This is a genomic window from Alcanivorax sp. (genome assembly GCF_017794965.1).
Taxonomy (GTDB): domain Bacteria; phylum Pseudomonadota; class Gammaproteobacteria; order Pseudomonadales; family Alcanivoracaceae; genus Alcanivorax.
Genome location: NZ_CP051240.1, coordinates 522,438 through 545,403 on the forward strand (window position 1 = coordinate 522,438; position 22,966 = coordinate 545,403).

General features: G+C 58.1%; 18 protein-coding genes. 10 read left to right on the plus strand and 8 right to left on the minus strand.

The genetic code is table 11. The features are described 5' to 3' along the window. The first annotated feature begins 21 nt into the window (after window positions 1-21). Window positions 22-999, plus strand: coding sequence for a tRNA-dihydrouridine synthase (locus HF945_RS02355; RefSeq protein WP_290525377.1), 978 nt, complete (start codon window positions 22-24; stop codon window positions 997-999). On the opposite strand, the gene HF945_RS02360 is transcribed toward HF945_RS02355, so the two are convergent. Then, window positions 914-1,930, minus strand: coding sequence for an MBL fold metallo-hydrolase (locus HF945_RS02360; protein WP_290524170.1), 1,017 nt, complete (start codon window positions 1,928-1,930; stop codon window positions 914-916). The genes HF945_RS02355 and HF945_RS02360 overlap by 86 nt on opposite strands. A gap of 223 nt (window positions 1,931-2,153) precedes the next feature. Here HF945_RS02360 and HF945_RS02365 point away from each other — a divergent pair, with 223 nt between their 5' ends. From HF945_RS02365 to HF945_RS02390, 6 genes are all read left to right on the plus strand, one after another. Continuing rightward, entirely contained in the window at window positions 2,154-2,411 is a 258-nt protein-coding gene (locus tag HF945_RS02365) for a DUF4212 domain-containing protein (RefSeq protein WP_290524171.1), read from the plus strand. Window positions 2,412-2,424: 13 nt separating this feature from the next. Beyond that, window positions 2,425-4,221, plus strand: coding sequence for a sodium:solute symporter family protein (locus tag HF945_RS02370; protein ID WP_290524172.1), 1,797 nt, complete (start codon window positions 2,425-2,427; stop codon window positions 4,219-4,221). A 233-nt stretch (window positions 4,222-4,454) separates the two neighbouring features. Then, window positions 4,455-6,266 carry a putative nucleotidyltransferase substrate binding domain-containing protein gene (locus tag HF945_RS02375; RefSeq protein ID WP_290524173.1) on the plus strand — a complete coding sequence of 604 codons (1,812 nt, stop codon included), beginning with the start codon at window positions 4,455-4,457 and terminating at the stop codon, window positions 6,264-6,266. A 26-nt stretch (window positions 6,267-6,292) separates the two neighbouring features. Then, a complete protein-coding gene (locus tag HF945_RS02380; protein WP_290524174.1) occupies window positions 6,293-6,907 on the plus strand; it encodes a 3'-5' exonuclease in 615 nt (204 codons plus the stop codon). Between the two features lie 45 nt (window positions 6,908-6,952). Continuing rightward, window positions 6,953-7,168: a hypothetical protein gene (locus tag HF945_RS02385; RefSeq protein ID WP_290524175.1), complete on the plus strand. Its 216-nt coding sequence runs from the start codon at window positions 6,953-6,955 to the stop codon at window positions 7,166-7,168. Between the two features lie 74 nt (window positions 7,169-7,242). Continuing rightward, window positions 7,243-10,713 (plus strand): hybrid sensor histidine kinase/response regulator, encoded by a 3,471-nt coding sequence (locus HF945_RS02390; RefSeq protein WP_290524176.1) that lies wholly within the window; start codon window positions 7,243-7,245, stop codon window positions 10,711-10,713. Window positions 10,714-10,859: 146 nt separating this feature from the next. On the opposite strand, the gene HF945_RS02395 is transcribed toward HF945_RS02390, so the two are convergent. After that, window positions 10,860-11,516: a response regulator transcription factor gene (locus HF945_RS02395; RefSeq protein ID WP_290524177.1), complete on the minus strand. Its 657-nt coding sequence runs from the start codon at window positions 11,514-11,516 to the stop codon at window positions 10,860-10,862. Window positions 11,517-12,397: 881 nt separating this feature from the next. On the opposite strand from HF945_RS02395, the gene HF945_RS02400 reads away from it, so the two are divergent. Further along, window positions 12,398-13,624, plus strand: coding sequence for a DcaP family trimeric outer membrane transporter (locus tag HF945_RS02400; protein ID WP_290524178.1), 1,227 nt, complete (start codon window positions 12,398-12,400; stop codon window positions 13,622-13,624). A 270-nt stretch (window positions 13,625-13,894) separates the two neighbouring features. Here the strand turns inward: HF945_RS02400 and HF945_RS02405 are convergent, their stop codons facing one another. The 4 genes from HF945_RS02405 to HF945_RS02420 all read right to left on the minus strand — a co-directional run bounded on the left by HF945_RS02405 (window position 13,895) and on the right by HF945_RS02420 (window position 16,788). Beyond that, window positions 13,895-14,290, minus strand: coding sequence for an ectoine synthase (locus HF945_RS02405; RefSeq protein WP_035233423.1), 396 nt, complete (start codon window positions 14,288-14,290; stop codon window positions 13,895-13,897). Between the two features lie 78 nt (window positions 14,291-14,368). Beyond that, the gene (gene ectB, locus HF945_RS02410; RefSeq protein WP_290525378.1) at window positions 14,369-15,673 is read right to left on the minus strand and encodes a diaminobutyrate--2-oxoglutarate transaminase; all 1,305 of its coding nucleotides are present in this window, start codon (window positions 15,671-15,673) and stop codon (window positions 14,369-14,371) included. Window positions 15,674-15,704: 31 nt separating this feature from the next. After that, entirely contained in the window at window positions 15,705-16,241 is a 537-nt protein-coding gene (gene ectA, locus HF945_RS02415; protein ID WP_290524179.1) for a diaminobutyrate acetyltransferase, read from the minus strand. A gap of 28 nt (window positions 16,242-16,269) precedes the next feature. Then, the gene (locus tag HF945_RS02420; protein ID WP_290524180.1) at window positions 16,270-16,788 is read right to left on the minus strand and encodes a MarR family transcriptional regulator; all 519 of its coding nucleotides are present in this window, start codon (window positions 16,786-16,788) and stop codon (window positions 16,270-16,272) included. 550 nt (window positions 16,789-17,338) lie between these two features. On the opposite strand from HF945_RS02420, the gene HF945_RS02425 reads away from it, so the two are divergent. Continuing rightward, the gene (locus HF945_RS02425; RefSeq protein ID WP_290524181.1) at window positions 17,339-18,241 is read left to right on the plus strand and encodes a hypothetical protein; all 903 of its coding nucleotides are present in this window, start codon (window positions 17,339-17,341) and stop codon (window positions 18,239-18,241) included. 182 nt (window positions 18,242-18,423) lie between these two features. After that, window positions 18,424-19,383, plus strand: coding sequence for a GTP cyclohydrolase FolE2 (gene folE2 / locus HF945_RS02430; protein ID WP_290524182.1), 960 nt, complete (start codon window positions 18,424-18,426; stop codon window positions 19,381-19,383). A 643-nt stretch (window positions 19,384-20,026) separates the two neighbouring features. Here the strand turns inward: folE2 and HF945_RS02435 are convergent. Both HF945_RS02435 and HF945_RS02440 read right to left on the minus strand, forming a co-directional pair. After that, the gene (locus HF945_RS02435) at window positions 20,027-21,793 is read right to left on the minus strand and encodes a GMC family oxidoreductase N-terminal domain-containing protein (RefSeq protein WP_290524183.1); all 1,767 of its coding nucleotides are present in this window, start codon (window positions 21,791-21,793) and stop codon (window positions 20,027-20,029) included. 52 nt (window positions 21,794-21,845) lie between these two features. Further along, entirely contained in the window at window positions 21,846-22,550 is a 705-nt protein-coding gene (locus HF945_RS02440) for a twin-arginine translocation signal domain-containing protein (RefSeq protein ID WP_290524184.1), read from the minus strand. Window positions 22,551-22,966: the final 416 nt, after the last annotated feature.

Below are 22,966 nucleotides of genomic sequence, written 5' to 3' on the forward strand. Positions count from 1 at the left end.
CCTGCCCCATCCTGCTATAGAATCCGCCCCATGAAACTGATTCTGGCCCCTATGGAAGGCTTGGCGGACTTCTGGGTCCGTCAGGCGCTGACCGATGTGGGCGACTACGACTGGTGCGTCAGCGAATTCGTCCGGGTCAATGGACTGCTGCTTCCCCCAAAAGTTTTCTATCGCTGGTGTCCCGAGCTGAAACAAGGCGCGCGCACCCGGGCGGGTGTGCCTGTGCATCTGCAATTGTTGGGGTCTGATCCTGCCTGCATGGGGGAAAACGCGGCCAGAGCGGTGGAGTTAGGCGCGCCTGCCATTGATCTTAACTTCGGTTGCCCGGCTAAAACGGTGAACCGGCATCGCGGTGGCGCGGTATTGCTGGACGAGCCCGACGTGGTCCATGCCGTTACCCAGGCAGTGCGTCGGGCCGTGCCGGAGCACATTACTGTGTCTGTGAAAATGCGGCTGGGTAATGAGGACGATGCGCTGTCGCTGGAGAACGCGCGGGCTGTGCAAGCCGCCGGTGCCGCCTGGTTGACCGTGCATGGACGGACCAAGCGTCAGGGCTACAAGCCACCGGCGTTCTGGGACCGCATTGGTCATATCCGTGAGGCGGTCAGCATCCCGGTGATTGCCAATGGTGAGATCTGGACGGTGGCCGATGCCCGTCGCTGTCAGCAGGAAAGCGGGTGTGATGACCTGATGCTGGGCCGGGGGGCGGTGGCCAATCCCTGGCTGCTGCGTGACCTGCGAACCGGGCAGCCGTCAGACTGGGAGAGTGTGGTGGCGGTGATACAGCGCTTTGCGCTGGATATCATGGGCACGGGGACCGACGCTCAGGTAGCCGGCCGGATCAAGCAGTGGCTCAGCTATCTGCGTCGGCAATGGCCCCAGGCCGGCGCCATGCTGGAGCAGGTCAAACGGGTCAACCAGCCGGAGGCGATGCTTCCGTATCTACAGGGAGATCAACGGATTCCGGCGGCGTCAGCGTCAGCCGCTGAAAGGGTTTGAGCACCACGAAATCACCGTTATGCCGATTGGCCAGCGCGTCGAAGGATTTATCCAGATTGTCGAGCAGCCAGGGCAGCGGCTTGACGTCTTCCGTCAGTTCCACAAAGAAGTTATCCCAGTGCACCGGGATGATGGTGTGTGCCCCCACGGCACCGACGGTCTCATCATAGAAAACCTGCTGATAATACTCACTCTGCTTCCCCAGGCTGGCACTGGCCAGCAGGGCATAATCTGCTTGGTAGCGATCCAGTTCGCCGGGCTGCATACCTGCACTGCCCTGGATCAGCAGGCTGCCTGAGGGGTGTTTGATCACCAGACCATAGCAGCCGCCTTCCTGCCAGGCGCCCAGATAGGCGGGCGGTTTTACTGGCGCGGTAATCTCGCCCTTGCCGGTCCATTTTTCGATGGGGCGGGGCAGCGGGACATGATCGGCAGGCACAAAATAAAGGGTGAATTCGCCGAATTGATAAGGGTGATGGGTCTGGACGGTGGTGATGCGTTTTTCATCCAGATCGCTACCACGTGCTGCCATGGCCGACGACGTAGAGCCCAGCAGCTGGGCGTCAGTCATGCGCGCAACGATGCCGCTATCCATGGCGTGATCAAAGTGGGAGTGGAGTACCGGGATGGCGTCCAGTTTATCGATGCCGGCCTTGTTCAGGGCCGATTCAATCCGCGCCTGATCCGGCTCGATACGGGTAAAGAGCTCGGGAATGCTCACCCGTGAAAAGTAGCCATCCGTGAGTATTTGGGTCTCGCCGTCACTGATCAGGATGGTACTGGTGCCCAGATAAGTGATCGTCACTTCCCCGGGGGTTGGGGGCTGTGGGGCAAGGGGCCAGCTACCCAGGTTCGGGGAAAGCTGCAGGGTGGCAGTGATGGTGATCAACAGGAGCAATACCGCACCCAGAATCCATCGTACTGCTTTCATTGCGACATCCATTGTTGTTATTAGGTTGGGGTCGTTCCTGACCAGACCCACCCATGATACTGAAATTCTTGCTCAGGTGCAGGCCCGGGGTCCGATAAATACAGGCCCCCAGGCCCTTCGACTAAAGTCATACTGTGCCAGACCTGCCCTTTGGCTAGTCTTGATACAAGCCCGATCTCCTGAGGAGAAGGCCACTTGTAACGAGGACGCAGAGGGACGAGTAATGAGAGAAGAAAACGCCCGTGCATATTGGGCCGCCAACCTGCGATTGATTCTGACCTACCTGGCTATCTGGTTCGCTGTCTCTTATGGCTGCGGCATTTTGCTGGTGGACGAACTCAATCAGATCAACCTGTTCGGTTTCAAGCTCGGTTTCTGGTTTGCACAACAGGGCGCGATCTATGCGTTCCTGGTACTGATTGTCATGTACGCGCATTCCATGAACAAGCTGGACCGCAAGTTCGACGTCCACGAAGACTGAGCTGGGAGGCCGTATGGATATTCAAACCCTAACCTATTTGTTTGTGGGCGGCTCCTTTGCCCTGTATATCGGCATTGCGATCTGGTCGCGGGCCGGCTCCACCAAGGATTTCTATGTGGCGGGTGGCGGTGTCTCTCCGCTTGCCAATGGTGCGGCCACGGCTGCGGACTGGATGTCAGCCGCGTCGTTCATTTCCATGGCAGGGATCATTGCCTATGCCGGCTACGATGCCTCGGTCTACCTGATGGGGTGGACAGGTGGCTACGTGTTGTTGGCCATGTTGCTGGCCCCGTACCTGCGCAAGTTCGGCAAGTTCACCGTGCCGGATTTCATTGGTGACCGTTATTACTCCAGTGTGGCAAGAACCGTTGCGGTGATCTGCGTGATCTTCGTGTCGTTCACCTATGTGGCCGGGCAGATGCGTGGCACCGGTATCGTGTTTGCCCGCTTCCTGGAAGTGGACGTGAACACGGGCGTGGTCATTGGTATGGCGATCGTTTTCTTCTACGCCGTATTGGGTGGCATGAAGGGGATTACCTATACCCAGGTGGCGCAATACTGTGTGCTGATTTTTGCCTTCCTGGTGCCGGCAGTATTCCTTTCCATCATGATGACTGGCCATGTTCTTCCGCAAACCGGCTTTGGCGGTACGGTGCTGGATGCTGCCGGGAATGACAGTGGCGTCTACCTGTTGCAGAAGCTGGATCAGGTGGTCACCGATCTTGGTTTTACCGAATACACTGAGGGCTCCAAGTCCACCATTGATGTGTTCTTCATTGCGGCAGCACTGATGTGCGGTACCGCGGGCCTGCCCCATGTGATTGTGCGTTTCTTCACCGTGCCTCGCGTAAAGGATGCCCGCATCAGTGCCGGCTGGGCGCTGTTCTTCATCGCGCTGCTGTACACCTCCGCACCGGCCGTGGGCGCTTTTGCCCGTCTGAACCTGATCGATACCGTGAACGAAACCCAGTACACCGAGCTGCCTGAGTGGTTCTACAACTGGGAGAACTCCGGACTGATCGGCTGGGTGGACAAGAACGGCGACGGTACCGTGCAGATGCGTGCCGGCGCACCGTTCGAAGGCAAGCCCACCTTTGCAGGCAGCCGTGAGGAAGCCTCCGGTGACTACGGCGAGCGGGTGCTCACCAATGCACCCACCGACAACACCTCCGAAGTCTATATCGACCGTGACATCATCGTACTGGCCAATCCGGAGATCGGTAATCTGCCGGCCTGGGTCATTGCTCTGGTGGCGGCCGGTGGCGTAGCGGCGGCGCTGTCCACAGCGGCAGGCCTGTTGCTGGTGATTTCCAGTGCTATTTCCCATGACTTGCTGAAGAAGACCCTGAAGCCGGATATCAGTGAGAAACAGGAACTGCTTGCTGCACGCGGTGCGGCGGTGGTGGCGATCTGTATTGCCGGCTACTTCGGGATCAATCCACCGGGCTTTGTGGCACAGGTGGTGGCCTTTGCCTTCGGCCTGGCTGCGGCAAGTTTCTTCCCGGTGATTCTCATGGGCATCTTCTACAAGCGGATGAACAAGGAAGGCGCCATTGCCGGCATGCTGGTGGGCCTGATCTTTACCTTCAGCTATATCGTGTTCTTCAAGTTCATCTCTCCGGAGCTGAACACGGCGGAACACTGGTGGTTCGGTGTGTCACCGGAAGGCATCGGTACCTTCGGCATGGTGCTGAACTTTATCGTGGCCTTTGCCGTGTCCCGTGTCACCGCACCGCCGCCGGAGCACATCCAGCACATTGTTGAGGATATCCGTATTCCTCGCGGTGCCGGTGAAGCTCACGCTCACTAAGATGTAGAAAAAAAGGGAGAGCTGGCCGGTATGAATGAAACATTCATGCCGGCTTTTTTCTCTGAGTTCAAAGTTGAAAGTTAAAAAGCGCGCTTGATGTGATGAGTGTTTCAGGCGCAGTGCCCGCGCACTACCAGGTGGTGCACGGCTGTTGACGGGCCAAGCTTAGACGTAGCTGTTTCGCGTTTTAACTTTCAACTTTCAACTTTCAACTTTCAACTGGGTTTAACCAGATGATTGAACAGGAACTCAATCACTACCCTTTTACCCTGCTCAGCGAAGCTGCACGGCATCGTCTTGATCAGGGTATGGACCTGGCGTATTTCGAAGAAGGGGACATCATTCTTGATGCCGCCAGCCCCAGTGACTATGTCTACGTGGTGCACAAGGGCAGTGTGGCCGAGCTGGATGTGAATGCCCCGGATGGTCGCAGTCAGGTGGGGGTCTATGCTGCGGGGGATCTGTTTGGCGCCATCAGTGTCCTGAACGGAAAAAGCCGCTACCGATTCCGTTGTGAAGAGCAGACGCTCTGCCATCTGATTCCGGCAAAACTGTTTCTCCAGCTGTGTGACGGCGATGACGAATTCGGGCGTTATTTTCGCCAGACACTGGCGGAAAAATCCCAGCGCTTGGCGGAACGTCGCGAAGGCGGTGTCACCCTGGCGGGCTTCATGCTGGCCCGGGTGGAGCAGTGCATGCGCGAGCCCATGATCATGTCTGCCGGTGCCAGCCTGCGTGATGCGGTGGAAACCCTCAAACGGCATGGCGTGGACAGTGTGTTGATCGAAATGGATGGCAGTTTTGCCATTGTTACCAAGACCGATCTGCTCACGGCGCTGGTGATGGAAGGGCGCAGCGCCGACGACCCGCTTTCCCATGTGGCAGAGACCCATCTGGTCACCGCGCTACCAGAAGATTACCTGTTCACGGCGCTGACCCTGATGACCCGACACAAGGTGGCACGTGTGGTGGTCATGGCCCATGAGCAGGCGGTGGGTGTGGTTGAGCTCACCGATGTGCTCAGTTTCTTCTCCAGTCGTTCCTATGTGGTGGGGCTGGAGATCGAGAAGGCCGAGAGCCTGGAGGCATTGCGCCTGGCCAGCGAACGGCTGCCAGAGCTGGTTGAGGCACTGATGGCACAAGGCGTAAAGATGCGTTTTGCCATGGACCTGCTTGCCGCCCTGAATGGTCGCATTATGGCCAAGGCCTTCGAGATGGTCATTCCTGCGGAGCAGCACACTGCGGCACTGATTGTCATGGGTAGCGAGGGGCGGGGTGAGCAGATTCTCAAGACCGATCAGGATAATGGACTGATTCTTGGCGACCATCAGGACTGGCCACGTTGCCACGACGATGCCCGGCAGTTCACCGAAACCCTGTTGATGCTGGGCTACCCGCCATGCCCGGGCAAGATCATGGTATCCAATCCGCAGTGGGTGGGCACCCTGAGCCAGTGGCGCGAACGGATTTATGACTGGGCTGGCGATGCGGGCGGGGAGGGCATGATTCATATCACCACCCTGGTGGATGCCCACTGCGTAGCGGGCACCAGCCACCTGCTGGATGAGCTGCGTCAGGCACTGTTCGACCGCTGCAGCGGTGACGAGGTATTCCTGCGCCATTTCGCCCGCCCGGTGCTGCAGTTCGCCACCCCACTGAACCTGTTCGGCTCGCTGAAAAAGCCCCAGCACGGCATTGATATCAAGAAAGGTGCCCTGTTCCCGCTGGTGCACGGGGTGCGAGCGATGGCGTTGCAGTGTCGCATTGAGGAAACCTCCACCCTGTCGCGCCTGGAGAAGCTGGTCGAGGCAGGTGTCATGGAAGCGGCCTTTGCAGAAGACCTGGGTGAGGCCATGGAATTGTTCAGCGAATTACGGCTGAACCATCAACTGGAGAACCGGCACGGGGATGAGATGAATATCCCCGGCAACCATATCGTGGTGCAGCGTCTGTCATCCCTGGAGCGTGATCTGCTTCGGGATGCGCTGCACCTGGTCAGTGATTTCAAACAGCGGCTGTCCCGTCGATTCCATCTGGAATACTGATGGCGCCGCTGCCAGGAGTACGCAATATGATCAGACAGTTACGCCGCTATGCCGACCGCTACCGTCATGCCCATGGCCCCTATGGCCATCTTTTTCTGCCCTATGAAGGCAGCGACGTGGTGGCGCTGGATTGCGAGACCACCGGGCTGGACAGTCGTCATGCCGAGCTGGTGTCCATTGCCGCTGTGCCGGTGCGCTCTGACCGCGTTTGTGCCAGCGAAAGCATGGATGTGCATTTTCAGGCGCCACCCAGCCTGACCGGTGAATCCATCGCCATTCACAGGCTTCGACCGGTGGATCTGGATGAAGGTGTCGATGTGGCTGACACCCTGGAGTCCCTGCTGGCGTTCATCGGCAACCGCCCTGTGGTGGGTTGGTGTATCGATTTTGACGTGGCCATGATCAACCGTTACTTGCGCCCGTTGCTCGGCTTCGATCTGCCCAACGCCACCATCGAGCTATCGAACCTGTACCAGAAGAAGATGCGCTATTGGCAACCGGACATTGAACCGGACCTGCGCTTTGAAGCCATGGCGAAAAGCCTGCGGGTCCCGATGATGGCGCGCCATAGTGCCCGGGGTGATGCGGTGACGGCGGGATTGATGTACCTGCAATTACAGCGGCCCACCCTGGATCAATAACCGGATAACGGGGTGACCCGAGAACAAAGAATAGGGAGAGTATCCATGCAGATCGCTGAACAGCTCCTGTTGGTGGCCGGGTTGGCCATCGTTGCTTTCAGTTACCTTAGCTACTGGCGTCGCACCGGTGATGCCCGCGGGGTGCTGGCTTTCTGGCGCAAGGGCATGGCGCTGGACACACGTGAATTCAAACTGCAGCGGGCGGGTCTGTGCCTGTTACTGGTGGCTGTGGTGCTGCGTTTTGTCGGTGCTCTGGTATAAAGGGGGAGATCAGGCTGCATGCTGAAGGGGCATGTGAAGCCCCCTGATGAGACCAACAAGAACCGGGAGCTGCCGTGCTATCGTTGTGGGAGTTGAGCGGGCTGGCACTGTGTTATGTGCTGGTGCTGTTCGTTATCGCCTGGCTCGGTGACCGGGCCGCCAGAGAAGGCAGAAAAACCTTTCAGAACGCCTGGGTCTACAGCCTCGGGCTGGGCGTGTATTGCACCTCCTGGACCTTCTTCGGCGCGGTGGGGGAGGCGGCACAGAACGGCTGGAATTACCTTCCCATTTATCTGGGTCCCATCATTACGGTGCTGTTGGGGGGCTCGCTGATCTACAAAATGGTGTCGGTGGCCCAGCAGCAGAACATCACCTCCATTGCAGACTTTCTGGCTGCCCGCTACGGCAAGTCCCGCCGTCTTGCCGTACTGGTGACCCTGGTGGCTGTGGTTGGCGTTTTGCCCTACATCGCCCTGCAACTCAAGGCGGTGACCCTGTCTTTTGACTATGTACTGCAGGACAGCAACAGCGCATCCGTGGACACGGCGCTGGTGGTTGCGGCCCTGATGGCCCTGTTTACCCTGTTGTTCGGCACCCGGCATATCGATACCACGGAGCATCAGTCCGGATTGATGCTGGCGGTGAGCTTTGAATCCTTCGTCAAACTGGTGGCCTTCGTGATGCTCGGGCTGTACTGCCTGTATGGCATTTTTGATGGCCCGGCAGACATGTGGTCGCAGCTGGCAAACCGCCCGGATGTGATGCAAACCTTCGAGCCCACCCTGTTTTCCCAGAGCTTTGTCACCGCCCTGTTGCTGTCCATGGTGGCAATCCTGTGTCTGCCACGGCAGTTTCATGCCGGGGTGGTGGAGAACAATGATCTGAGGCATTTACGCAACACCCGCTGGCTGTTTCCTCTGTACCTGCTGATGTTTGCCCTGTTCGTGCTGCCGATTGTGATCAGCGGCGTACTCACGCAGCCCTATCTGCTGGGGCAGGCGGACACCTACATGCTCTCCCTGCCTATGGCGCAGGGCAATGCGGGCATGCTGGTGCTGTCCTTTATTGGCGGGATTGCAGCAGCCACCGGCATGGTGATTGTGTCGACCATGGCATTGGCCATCATGCTGACCAACGAAGTGCTGCTGCCCATGTGGTTGCAATCGCGTTTGCATGAAAAGGACCAGTTATCGGATCTGGGCAAGCAGCTTCGTTTTCTGCGCCGCACCAGTATTCTGGTGTTACTGGGGTTGGCCTTTGCGTTTCATACCCTGATTGATCGTTTCGACGGGCTGGCCAGTATCGGCCTGTTGTCCTTTGCGGCGGTTGCCCAGTTTGCGCCTGCCCTGCTGGGCGCGCTGTACTGGCGCAATGGGCACAAGCAGGGGGCCTTCGTCGGCCTGGGGGTGGGCTTCGTGGTGTGGTTTTATTGCCTGCTGCTGCCGGTAATACTGCCAGTAGACTGGGTTGTCTCGCTGGATACCCACGGGCTGTTGGGGCTGGGATTATTGCGCCCCCATGCCATGTTTGGCATTGAAGGCCTTGAGCCTCTCACCCATGGGGTTTTCTGGTCGATCAGTCTCAACCTGGCGGCCTTTATCTATTTCTCACGCAGGGCGCGCCCTGACGCCCTTGATGAAGCCCAGGCCGCCCGCTTCGTGGATATGCCCACGGACTGGTGGCGCGAAGGCATGGGCCACCCTTCCATTACCACCGGTGAGTTGCTGGATGTCTGTCGACGGGGGCTCGGTAACCCCCGGGCGGAGCCCCTGTTTTTTGATTACATGCGGCGCCGGCATGTGTCGGAAGACCAGGACCTCCCCGCGCCGCTGCATCTTGTTCGTTACGTGGAACGCTTGCTGGCGGGTGCCATGGGTGCATCCACCGCCCGCATCGTGATGAGCTCCCTGCTGCGCAAACAGAACAGTCGCCACGATGATGTGGTGCGGATGATGGATGAGGCCTCTGAGCTGATTCAGTTCAATCACCAGTTGTTGCGCACCACCATTGAAACCATTGCCCAGGGGATCTGTGTGGTGGACCGCAGTATGCAGGTGGTGGCCTGGAATCAGGCCTATGTGAAGCTGTTCCAGTATCCGGATGGTCTGATCCGTCTGGGGCGGCCCATTGAGGAGGTGTATCGCTTCAATGCCGAGCGCGGGTTCTATGACGGTGAAGACATGGATGCGAATGTGCACAAACGGGTGCAGTTGTTGCGCGACGGTCATTCCCATCAATTCGAGCGTGAACTGCCCAACGGAATTGTTGTTGAGGTGCGCGGCACTCCCATGGTCGGCGGTGGGTTTGTCAGCACCTACATGGACATCACCGAACGCAAGCGGGACGAACAGGCATTGCGGCAGATTAATGAAAATCTGGAAAACATGGTGGCAGAGCGAACCCGCAAACTCACCGAACTGAATCTGCAGCTGGCGCAGGCCAATGAGGGCAAGACCCGCTTTCTGGCGGCGGCAGGGCATGACCTGATGCAGCCGCTCAATGCCGCCCAGTTGTTTGCCTCGTCCCTGCGTCAGCAGCTCCGGCAGCAGGATGAAAGTGGCTTTGCCAGGGAAGTGGATGTGCTTGGCCATATCGACAGTTCACTGCAGACGGCGGAACAAATCATTTCTGCGCTGATGGAAATCAGCAAGCTGGACACCGGGGTCATGCCGGTCCACCTGCACCCGCTCAGTCTGCAGAAACTGATGGAGCCACTGGGGCAGGAGTTTTCTGCCCTGGCGAGGGCCAGCGGGCTGAGATTGCACATGGTGGCCTGCTCGTGTGTGGTGGAAAGCGATGAAGTGTTGCTGCGCCGGGTGTTGCAGAATCTGTTGTCCAACGCCATTCGTTATACCGAATCCGGGCGCGTGCTGTTTGGCTGTCGGCGCCGTTCAGGCGCCGTTCGTATCGATGTATGGGACACGGGCCCCGGCATTCCTGATGACCAGCATGAGCAGATCTTTCAGGAATTCCAGCGCTTGCCCCAACAGAATGGCCGCGATGTAAAGGGGTTGGGGCTGGGGCTGGCCATTGCCGACCGTATTTGCCGTTTGCTCAAGCATACCCTGACCGTTCGTTCCTGGCCGGGCAGGGGCACCCTGTTCAGTGTCACGGTGCCTCTGGCCAGTGGGGAGCTGCCGCCCATGCTTTCCCATGAAGAGGAGGCGGTGCAGCGGGACCTGTCCGGCATGCGGGTGTTCTGTGTGGACAATGATCCCGGACTGCTGGCCAGCCTGGTGGAAGCGCTGAAAACGCTTGGTTGCGAGGTGGTGGCCGCCAACGGGCTCGTGGACGCCAGAGTCAAGGCGCAGGCTTCACCGGCACCAGACCTGTTGCTGGTGGATTACCAGCTGGATCACGAGAACGGTTTTGATGTGATCGAAGGGCTGGATGATTGCTGGGACGATGTGGTCCCCGCCACCCTGATGACCGCCGACCGCCGCCCGGAAATTCGCCAGCGCGCTGAAGAAAACGGCGTGGGTTTTTTGCAGAAGCCGCTGACGGAGGCGATGCTTAAGCGAACGTTAGAGGCAGTGAATAGTTAACAGTTAACAGTTAACAGTTAACAGTTGCGCGTGTAGCGCCTTGGGGGTTTGAAACGTATGAGGCCGCGCCCGGATTCCGGGCGCGGCCTCATACGTTCAACATCAAGAGCACGCGAGATCGCGCGCTGTTCACTGTTCACTGTTAACTATTCACTGCCTACCGATGGTTGCTCAATCGCCAGATCCTTCAGTGCCAATACCGCCTGGGTGCGGTTGCGGACGCCGAGTTTGCGGAAGATGGCGGTCATGTGGGCCTTGATGGTGGCTTCCGAGACTTCCAGTTCGTAGGCAATGACCTTGTTCTGCATACCTTCCATCAGCATGCCCATGACCCGGAACTGTTGAGGCGTCAGGCTGGCGATGCGCTCGCTCATGGCCGAGAGATCCGGGAGTGAGGGGGGCATGGCGCGGCGGGCGTGTTCGGGCAGCCAGCGCTCTCCGTTCATGACCTGCTGCATGGCTTGCGTCATGGTGTCTACCGGCGTGGATTTGGGGATGAAACCGTCCGCTCCGAAATGGATAGCTCGCTGAATCACATCCACATCCTCGGTGGCAGAAATCACGATCAGTGGCACCTTGCGATATTGCTCCCGCAAATAGATTAGCCCGGAAAAACCGTGTGTGCCGGGCATGTGCAGATCCAGAAGAATGACATCGAAAGGCACAGATTGCTGGCCCAGCGATTCCAGTGCCGCCAGAGAGTCGGCTTCGAGAATATGGGCATCGGCAAAGCTGGCGCTGACAGCCTGTTTCAGGGCTGTACGAAAGAGCGGGTGGTCATCAGCAATCAGTATGTTTGTCATGGCATTGTTCTAGCGATTATTTGTTCTTCTGTACAGCCTTCGACAACGAGAGCTGTGTAGCGTCTTGTATCCGTTTTCATGCCTTGAGGCATTGTCCGTGTTGCTGTTAATTGAGTTTCGATTAACCCGCCGTGAAAGGCAAATAAACCTGCCTGGGTCTTTGCGTGTTGCATGAAACGTGATGCAGCCGCAGAGCGGCAAAAAAAGGTTCATCGCGGAATGTCGGGGAAAGCCCGATTCAAGCCTCCCCCTTTCCGTAGGAGCGTCGGTTATTCGCTGCGCTCACCCCTTCGGGGCCGCCTTGTCAGGCGTTCCTTCGCTGCGCTCGTTGGCGGCGCGATAACCCAAACCTGAAGAACGACATTTACCACAGAGGCCACAGAGCACACAGAGTGAAAACCTGTTTTTCTCGGTGACCTCTGTGCCCTCTGTGGTGAGACAGCTTTTGCTCCTGGTCCTGGAATCGCGCCGCCAGCGACGCTCCTACGGAATGGTCTTTGCTATGCGCCATTCCTGCTAACCCGCGATGAAACAAAAAAAGGCTGCCTGGGCAGGCAGCCGGGGGAAGGGTTAATAACAACAGAATCCTTTCGTTAGGTGCCGCCATCTGTCACCCCATCCCATGCGGGGGAAAGAGGGAAAGGGGACGTTGGAGGTTGGTCCAGTCCCTGGACGGTGCTCACGATAAGGCGAGGCCAGTGTGGAGTGGCATGGGGGAAAGCCCAATTAGACTTTGGTCGTAAGGTGTCGCTTCAAGGGTTTCCGGGCAGGCGTTCATGGCTACGACCTATGGCTAATGGAGAACAAAACAGGACCTGTCGCAAGCTGCTTGTCGGAGTCAGTTATATCTTGCATCTGAATGACAACAAGAGGACAGGGCCATGAAAGCAATAACACCCAAGTACCTGTGCGCCAGTATTGCACTGGCCTGCGCCGGAACCGCCGGCGCGGCAACACTGGAAGAGCGCGTAGAGATGCTCGAGCAGCAGGCAGAGAATCAGCAGGCTGCCGGTCAAGCACAGGCGGGCAATACCCAACTCAGTTTCGGGGGCTTTATCAAGGCGGATACCCTGTACAGCAAGTACAGTGACGGTGAAGAAGCCACCGCGGGTGTGGGGGATGATTTCATGGTGCCGTCCACGATCCCGGTGGATCCCGCGGACCTGGTCGATGAAGGCTCCGGCAAACTGAACATGATCGCCAAGCAAAGTCGCTTCTGGTTGAAAAGTGCAACCGAAACCTCAGCAGGTACGGTGAAGAGCCATATCGAGGTGGATTTCCAGACCAATGGCATGGGCGATGAGCGCATCAGCAACAGCTATGCGGTTCGCCTTCGCCATGCCTATCTGACCTGGGACAAGTGGTTGTTCGGTCAGACCTGGTCTACCTTTTTCAATGTCAGTGCGCTGCCGGAAACGCTGGACTTCGTGGGCGCCGCGGGCACCGTTTTTGAACGCCAGGCACAGATTCGCTACACCAATGGCGGCTTGATGCTGGCCATGGAAAACCCCTCCACCACCCTTTATGGCGGTACCGAGAATCCCTACGACGATAACGCCATGCCCGATCTGGTGGCACGTTATAACTTCACCGGTGACTGGGGCAACATGAGCCTGGCTGCCATGGGTCGTGAACTGGCCTACCAGGACAATATCGGTGGCCTGGACCAGGATGAAAGTGAGTACGGCTACGGTGTCTCCTTTGCCGGTCGCGTCAAACTGGGCGAGATGGATGATGTCCGCTTCCAGGCCAACTATGGCAATGCTCTGGGTCGCTATACCACACTAAATGCGTTCCGTTCCGGGCAGATTGAAGCCGATGGCAATATCGATCTGATTGATCAATGGAGTGCGGTACTGGCGCTGCGTCACCACTGGAGTGATCAATGGCGCTCCAACTTTGCCTTGTCAGTGAGCCAGGCCGATAACCCGGATACGGTCGCCCTGACGACCAACAAGCGCATCGAGAGTGCCCATGCCAACCTGATCTGGCAAGTGGCCAAGCCGCTGTCTCTGGGTGGCGAGCTGATCTACGGTAACCGTGAAATTGAAAACGGTGAAGATGGCGATCTCAAACGCGTGCAGTTCACTGCCAAGTATGCGTTTTGAATAAGAGACGCTACATGCAGCACGCAACACGCTGCACGCGAAAAGACTAAAAGAAAGGGGCGCTTCGGCGCCCTTTTTTATGCCTGATTCTGAACCTGGGGCGCCAGACAGTTTCTAGGTGGGAAACTCAGCTTGCTGAGTGAGCAGCGCCCAACGTTTATCAAACGCTGCATTCGTTCAGCAAGCTGAATCTCCCACAAAAAAAGAGCGCCGAAGCGCTCTCTTTTTTGTTTTGGCGTGCAGCGTGTTGCGTGCTGCTTGCAGCGTCTCTTAATCCAGATCCGCCGGGTATACGCCATTTTCATCGTGCACTTCCTTGCCGCTCAGCGGCGGGGTGAAGGCACAGGCCACGACCATATCTTCATCGCCACCGTACAGCCAATGTTCGTCGTGCTCGTCGAGCAGATAGATAGTGCCCGGCTTCAGGTCGTAGACCTTGCCATCGGCGATGGTTTCGATCTTGCCGTTACCGGAAATCACGTACACGGATTCCCAGTGGTTCTTGTAGTGGATGTGGGTCTTGGTGCCCTTGAAGATGGTGGTGATGTTGAAAGAGTGCCCCATCTTGTCATCTTTAAGAGACAGGCGAACAGACTGCCAGTTGCCGTTTTCGGCTTTTACGCAGCGCTCTGAATTCTCGGCTTCCGCCAGAGTACGAACGATCATGGATTCATTCTCCAGGGTGGGTGATATAGCAGCCGCCCGGTTGGGCGGCTGTGTGAATCGTTCCGGTGACTGGCAGGATTAGCTTGCCAGGCTGGATACGGAGTGAGCTTCGCCGCGCTTGATGCGGTCGGTCATCACTTCGCTGACGCTTTCCTTGATGATGTCCAGCGCACGGGTCAGATCTTCTTCACTGATCGTCAACGGACACAGGGTCTTGATCACCTGGTCGTCGGCGCCGGAAGTCTCGATCACCAGCTGGCGCTTGAAGCAGGCTTCGGTGATTTCGCCGGCCAGCTCGCCGTCACGTGCCACCAGGCCCTGCATCATGCCGCGACCGTTCAGGTAGAACCAGTGGTCGTCGTAGCTGTTGGCGATCTCGCGGAAGTGCTCGGTAATGATGCCTGCCTTCTTCTGCACTTCCTTGGCGAAGTTGTCATCGCGCCAGTAGTGGTTCAGCGCTGCGGCAGCGGTCACGAATGCCAGGTTGTGGCCACGGAAGGTACCGTTATGTTCGCCCGGCTTCCACTGGTCCAGTTCCGGCTTCATCAGCACCATGGCGAACGGCAGGCCATAGCCGCTCAGTGACTTGGACAGGGTGATGATGTCCGGCTGAATACCGATGTCATCAAAGCTGAAGAAGGTGCCTGTACGGCCACAGCCTGCCTGGATGTCATCCAGAATCAGCAGCATGTCGTGCTTGCGGCAAACCTTTTCCAGGTTGCGCAGCCAGTCGAAGCTGGCAGCGTTGATACCGCCTTCGCCCTGAACGGTTTCCACGATCACGGCGGCCGGGTGGTCTACACCACTGGAGGAGTCGCCCAGCACCTTGTCCAGGTATTCGGTGGTGTCAAAGGCATCGCCCAGGTAACCGTCGTACGGCATCGGGGTTACGCCGCTCATGGAAACACCGGCCACACCGCGGTGGTGGCTGTTACCGGTAGTTGCCAGGGCGCCCAGGCTCACACCGTGGAAACCGTTGGTGAAGCTGATGATGTTTTCACGGCCCTTGATGTTACGGGCGATTTTCAGTGCGGCTTCCACGGCGTTGGTGCCGGTGGGGCCAGTAAACTGCATCACGTGATCCATATCGCGGGGTTTCAGGATCACTTCATAGAAGGCATCCATAAACTCACGTTTGGCGGCAGTGTGCATGTCCAGACCGTGCACGATACCGTCTCGCTGGATGTACTCGATCAGCTTTTCTTTCAGGATCGGGTTGTTGTGGCCGTAGTTCAGGGTGCCGGCACCCGCCAGGAAATCGATGTATTCCTTGCCGGTCTCGTCGTAAAGGTAGCTGCCCTTGGCCTGGTCGAATACCACCGGGAAGCTGCGGGCATAGCTCATTACTTCCGATTCGTGGCTTTCAAAAATCTCTGTGTCCATAGTCATGGTCATAATCCTCGCTTGAATTCGTTCAGGCTTCTTCGCGGTTGAAAGGGCCAATCCGCAGCAAATATTCATCGTTGTGTTCGCCGGCAAAATGAATGCGGGAATCGAACAGGATGAACTCTTCCGTCGGGTAGCTACGCTCATAGGCGAAGCTGCGGAACATTCCCCAGGACGCTTCATTGTCCGGGGTGATGGTGGTCTCAATGAACTGAACTTCGGCGCTTTCTTCCCGTTCAATCAGTTCTGCCAGCATGCGCTTGGCCAGTCCCTTGCCGCGGGCTTTCTCATGCACGGCCACTTGCCATACAAACAGCACGTTTTGCTGCTTGGGCGGGATATAGCCGGAGATGAAGCCGACCAGATCGCCGTCCATTTCTGCCGCCACGGAGGTGTCGGCAAAGTGGGTGCATTGCAGCAGGTTGCAATACACGGAGTTCTCATCCAGCGGTTTGCACTCGCTGATCAGTTTGTGAACCCGGCTGCCGTCCTGGCTTTCAGGTTTGCGAAAGGTAATGTCGTCCCCGTTGGTGGACGTATTCTTTGCGTCGTTATCTGCAGGCATAGTCTCAGTAATGGTCCGCTTCGAAAGGTTATTGGTTGCCGCCGTTGGCACGTTGGGCCAGATCCACCGCGGGTTGTGCGCGGTCGATGGCGCCCAGGTCGAGCATCGGCGAGGCGTCAATCTCTTCAGCATTCATCATGGCCGCCACTCGCTGCAGTGAGCTGAGGATCAGCGACTGCTCCCAGTCCTCCAGCCGGTCAAACCGGGAAATGAATTCTTCCTGGAGTGGCGTAGGGGCCTGATCAATGATGGCTTCGCCGGCGGGGGTCAGGTGGGCGTACACCCGGCGTTTGTCGGTTTCGCCCCGTTTGCGCTCAATCAGGTCGCGCTTTTCCAGCCGGTCAAGAATGGTGGTCACGGTGGCCTGGCTCAGGGATACATCATTGGCCAGATCACCCATGGTGATCTCACCCTTGGCCCCCATCGCCTGCATCACCAGCAGTTGTGGGGAAGTAAGCCCGGATACCTTGCTCAACTTCCGTGAGTAGAGGTCCGTTGCGCGAATAATCTGTCGTAATGAAATCAGCACGTCTTCGTGTCTGGCCATTGCCGCAAGTTCTCTTGATAACAAAGTAATGTGACGAAAAATGGTCACGGTGCCTCCTCAAACAGTTTTGAGGTGTAACGGCCTTTTTCAGTCAAACTTTCCCTTCAGCCAAGGCAAGGCCTTAAATTTCCTTGTTAGAATCGGCGAAGTATTTTAGGGGTAAAACATTTAGATGTCAAAGTAATGGGGTGGCTGCACAGGTCTCTTCCGGTGGAAAGCCGCGTGACAAAAGGGCTGGAGAGGGAAGGGGGGCAGGTCAGGGTTGGTTGCTTTTTAATCAGCGACACTGCCTTCACTCTGGTACTGTTCCAATCAACGGCGACTAGGGAGCCTCTAAATAACTTCTTGCGTACTCAGCGTGGCCTGGAGCGCCCAGCTGTTGTGTCTTGTCTCGATGGTCAGGGTGGTTCCCTTTTCGAGAGGCAAGGCGCAGCAGATGGGCGCTGCAGGCCGCGCCCTTCGGGTTTTCCAGGCTGAGTATGCAAGGGGTTATTCAGAGGCTCCCTGGGCCTCGCCACGCAGATTCATCGCAACAGGTGGAGGAAAAACCTTGCTGCAACGGGCTAAGCGAATTCTGGTAATTCTGGCGCTGTGCGTATCCACAGCCTCTGTTTATGGTGCAACGGAGACGGACCCTGGGCCCCGGGAAGAGGCGCAGAGCGAGATAGAGAAGGGGCCGGTGATTTCCCAGTTCCGGGAAAACTGGATCCTGAGTGAACTGCGTACCCTGCGGCAAGACATGATGGAGTACCGCAACCAGATGAACCTGCTGGTCACGGACCGGGAGCTGGAAGTGGCCGACAAGGCCATGGGGTATGCCACGAACACGGTGACCTACTTCTTCTATCTGATTGCCGGTGCGGCGTCCATTCTGGCGCTGGTGGGCTGGTCTACCATCCGGGACTTGAAGGACAACGTGCGGGTCTATGCGGAAAAGGAAATGGCCCGACTGACCAGCGAATACGAGTCCCGGCTGGCGGATCTGGAGCGTGAGCTGCGCAAGAAATCGCGCACCATTGCCGAGAACCAGGAAGAAATTGAGCGGACCAACGAGATTCACAGCCTGTGGCTCAAGAGCACCAAGGAGCCGAGCGCCCAGGCGAAGATCGAGATGTACGACCGCATTCTGGAACTGCGACCGGACGATGCGGAGGCGTTGGCCTGGAAGGCGGATGCCGCGCTGGAGCTGGGCGAGCAACGCTGGGCCCTGAGCCTGTGTGACCGGGTACTGGAAGTGGATGAAGAGAACTCCCATGCCCTTTACCAGCGGGCCTGTGCCTGGGCCGGGCTGGGTGAAATTGACAACGCCTTGCAGGATCTGGAGGCGGCGATAAATACTTCGGAAACCCTGGTGCGGCATGCCCGGGTGGAAGAAATGTTCCGCCCGCTGCGTGATCTGGAGCGTTTCCAGGCGTTGGTGGGAAGCGGCAACGAGCCCTCCGGTACCGTCTGATAGGTGTTCGCTGTCACTCTAATAGGCGCTGAAGCGCCGCTAAATGGTCAATTTGGCGGCGACTTTCTGCTAGACTTGCGCCCCCTTGTAGGAAAGGGTGATGACCCTCATATGAATAGGGTGTGACTTCTGCGGCCCCGACGTGACCCGGAAGCATAGTCATCACCTCTGTGGAGAATCCCATGACACGTGAAAACGGTGCTGGTGGCACCAAGCAGATGCCCGATGTGGCATCCAACTCCATGGTGGATCACATCCATAGCACCCTGGACTGGGTTGGCATGAGCGAGATCCATCTGCCTGCCCGGGTGAGCGATACCCTGGCCGGTGAGCGCCCGGTGAGCACCTCGATCCAGGCCTATGTGAATCTGGCGAACCCGGATGCCAAGGGTATCCACATGTCTCGCCTGTTCCTGATGCTGGAAGAAACCTTCGGCGATCACTCCGTCAGCGCGGCGTCCATTGAGCAACTGCTGCGCAACTTCCTGGAAACCCACGAAGGACTGAGCACCCGCGGTTTTGTCCAGCTGGATTTTGAATACTCCATGCGCCGTCCGGCTCTGAAAAGCAGCTACTCCGGCTGGAAGAGCTACCCGGTGAGCATCAAGGGCACCCTGTGTGAAGAAGGCATGCGCATCGAGATGTATGTGGAAGTGCCGTATTCCTCCACCTGCCCCTGCTCTGCGGCCCTGTCTCGCCAGTTGATCCAGGAGCAATTCCGCAAGGACTTCCAGGACGGCAAGATCGATGCGGAAGCCGTTTACGAGTGGCTCGGCACCGAAGAAGGGATTGTGGCAACCCCGCACAGTCAGCGCTCTGTGGCCCAGGTGCGTGTCCTGCTGGATCACACCGAAGGGGATGCGTTTCCGATCACGGCCCTGATCGATTCCATCGAGGGGGCGCTGAAGACGCCGGTACAGACGGCGGTTAAGCGTGTGGATGAGCAGGAGTTCGCCCTGCTCAATGGCCAGAACCTGATGTTCTGTGAGGATGCGGCCCGTCGCCTGAAACAGGCCATCGACCCGCAGACCTGCTACAAGGACTTCTGGTTGCGTGTGAATCACCTGGAAAGTCTCCACGCTCACAACGCGGTGGCCATTGTCACCAAGGAAGTGGACGGCGGTTACCTGCCAATCCCGTAAGGAACGGCGGGCAACAAAAGCAAGGCGGCCATCGGCCGCCTTTTTTTGTGGTTCATCGCAGAATGACGGGAAACAGGGGCAGGGCTGGACTGGCCGAGGCCGATTTTCGATCTTGAGGAGGGAACGTAGCGTAGCGGAGTAACGCACGGAGTGCGGCCCGAAGGGTGAGCGAAGCGAATAATTTGCTTGCAGACGAAGGTTTTCCCGCACTCGACCAAAACCCTTCGCTTGCAAGCAAGCTCCCACAGGGAGAATCGGAGCAACGTTCGCTGATACTGATGTTCAGTCACCTTTCCCTCTGACCCACAATAAAACCCATCGTTTTACCTCAGTGATCTCTGCGACATCTATATCCGCTGTAGGAGCGGCCGTTCGGCCGCGATCCGAGCCTAAGCGAGGAAGTGAGTTTCGAGTTTCGGTAAGCGAGTTGCGAAGATCGAAACCCGAACCCGACAGCCGGTTTCAGCTCTTCGAAACTCGGCACTCGAAACTCGCTTCTGGAATCTCTACCTCGCCAAGACTCCGGTCGCCTGCAGGCAGGCTCCTACGGAAAAAAAAGGGGGGCTTCGCGGAAATCCGCGATGAACCAAAAAAAGGGACGCCGAAGCGTCCCGTTTTGTTGGCGCGTTGCCTGTTGCTGCGCTTACAGGTTGCGGCGCTCGCAGGCCACGGTGACACGGGGATCCACCGAGGTTGTCGGCAGGCCCCAGCGGTTGACCCAGCAGCTACCACCGAAATGTTTCTCCATGATCTTCTCGGCGGTGCGGGTGGCGATGGCCTGGGTGGTCAGGGTCGGGTTAGGGCCCCCCAGCGCATTGGCCAGCGACGAGTTGTCGGCGATGTACAAGCCCTGCACGGCGCGTGCCTCACCGTTCTCATCCACGACAGAGTTGGCAGGGTCGCTGCCCATGCGCATGCTCGACTGCATGTGAATCAGGGAGGGTGGCGCCTTCGGGCGAATCACCTCTGAGGCGCCGGCGGCCTTGAGCAAATCCACCGCTTTTTGGGTCAGGTACTCGCGGTTGCTGCGTGTCCGTGCGGTGAAGTTGGCGGTTTGTGCGTTCACCAGCGGTACCGGGCCGTTTTCATCGGCCGGCTGGGCGGACAGGGAGACGCTGTTGCGTGGATCCACATCGTCGTCGGTGAGGATCACGATGCTGACCAAACGATCGATGTCGCTCATGGTCTCTTTCAGCTTGGGGCCGACCAGCCGACCGACCACATCCGCACCGGATTGATCCACTTCGCCGCTGTGATCATAGGCGCCCGCGATGCCGGCTTCACTGCCCAGGAAGGCGTTGGCCGCATAGGCGCCGGGCATGCCGCCGAAGGATTCGAATGAACCGTACCCCGGGAAGTCCGCACGCACGGCAGAGGCGGGGCCCTGGCTGCCTTTGGTTTCAAACGGCATGACCCCGGTCACCACGTCGGTGGCATGGGTGGTCAGGCCCTTGCCGACCCAGCCATTGTCGTTGGGTAGCCCGCTGTTCAGCCACAGCCGCGGTGTCTCGATCGCGCCGGCGGCCATGACGACCACTTTGGCCGTTTCTACCTGGGTTTCCCCGGTGGCACCAATGCGGAAGCCGACCCCCACCGCCTTCAGGCTGGCGCCACTGCCTTCGGTCAGCACCTGGGTGACAAAGGCATCGTCGATAATCTCTGCGGCCTTGCCATGGCGGGACCACAGGTCAGCAGTGAGTGCCATGGGCGCATAGCTGTTATAGGTGGAGCGTTTGGCTTTCAGGTTGCGCGGCGCCCGGCGGGGCATGCTGCAGCCCTGGTAGCAGTGGCCGCAGTAGGTGCAACCGCGGGCCCAGGGGAATTTCAGCCAGTCGGCCTTGTCGGTGCGGCCGGCAAGCCCACCGGGTTGCAGGATAGCGTTCTGCTGGGGACGGAAGCTGGCCTTGTCCACATCCTTGCCGCGCTCGTAGTGCAGGCCGATGCCTTCGGCACCACGAATAAACACTTCTTCCTTGGTGCCCATGGCCGCCGTCTGCACCGGCAGGATCTTTTCCACCCAGCGGTAATAGGGCTTCAGCTCGTCATAGCTGAAGGGGAACAGGTAATTGTTGTCATACAGGCTTTTGTCTGCGCCGTTGTAGCCGGCAAAACTGCCGGGCATGGCACGGGGTGAATTGCCAAAGTACTGCAGCGTCGTGCCGCCCACCCCGGCGGTCTGAAAGGCGGTGGACGCTTGGGCATATTCGCGCCGCCAGGGGCCCATGGCGGGATCGGTCGGGCCCCAGCGCAATACGCCCTGGGAGGCACTCTCATATAGAGGCCATTCCTGCTCGGCGTCACCGGTGTGGCGGCCCGCCTCCAGCATGAGTACATCCAGGCCCTGTTCGGCCAGTTCCTTGGCGACTACGGCGCCACCACCCCCGGCACCGATAATGATTACGTCACGCATGGCGTTATTCCTTCTGAATTTTTTTGGTTTGCTTGGCTAGCGTGTTGTTCGATCAGTAGTCGTAGGCGAAACGCTGGTTACGGTAGTAACCCTGGTAATCATCCCGTCCCACCGAAATGCCCTTGTAGTCGCTGATCTGCCAGCCCACCGGCTCGGCTATCAGTTCGCCGGTGAGCGGATTGAGCACGCCGGCTTCGGAGTAGCTCACCAGCCCGGAATAGAGCAGCAGGGCATTGGCCAGCGTGATCAGTTCGGCGCCAGCCAGTCCGCTCTCCATGGCGCTGAAAACGGCCACTTTTTCGTTCCAGGTCAGGTTGGCAAAGCGCGCGCTGAACGGGCCGGTGACCGTGGGGTTGATGAAATCCGTAACGTTATCCAGCGCGAAGCTGATCAATTCGGAGAGTGAATCGAACGGCGGCGGTGCCAGGCCGGCGGTATTGAGGCCAAATTCCAGAGGGAGCTGGGCATTGGCCTCCACGCCACCGGGCTGGTCGTCGGTGAGCTGCTGCTGCACGGAGTAGGGGTCTGCGCCGGGGACCACAAACGCGAGCACCGCATTGAGGGTGTCGGTAATCATGGCCGGTGGCAGAACCGCGGCGTGGGCCTTGCGGCTTTTCAGCAGCGCCGCTGCGGCGGCCACGGCTGCCGTAACCAGTGCAGAGCGGGCAAGAAACTGTCGCCGGGAGAGGGGTGCCAGGGGCTGATCTTCTGGCGCCTCGCTGGCTTTTTCTGTGATGTTATTTTGATGCTTTGTCATTATTTTTTCTCCAGAAAAAATAAAAAAGTCGTATCCCCGATGACTGACGCTAATGAAAAAAATTGCCCAAAAAAAGGAAATTTTTTTGCATATTTTGTGCACGTGAGTATCCACTACGGTGAGCCATTGCCCATGATTTACAGGGTTTCAGCGGGGTGTGGCGAAAAGGTGCCGTTGGTGGTTGTGGGAAATAACGCTAAAAATCGCCAGTTTGTGGCAATAAATGTGATGGGGCGCACGGTTTGTAAAGTCACCAGCGTGGGAGGGAAGCGGCACCAAGGTACAAAAAGGAAACAGATACAGGGGGGATTGTGACCTTGTGCAAGGAATGGCACTGTCGTGTCGGCTAGATTTGCGGGGGCATTGTGTGCGGTGGCCCGTGATGCCGGCACGACCATAACAATAACAACGTATTC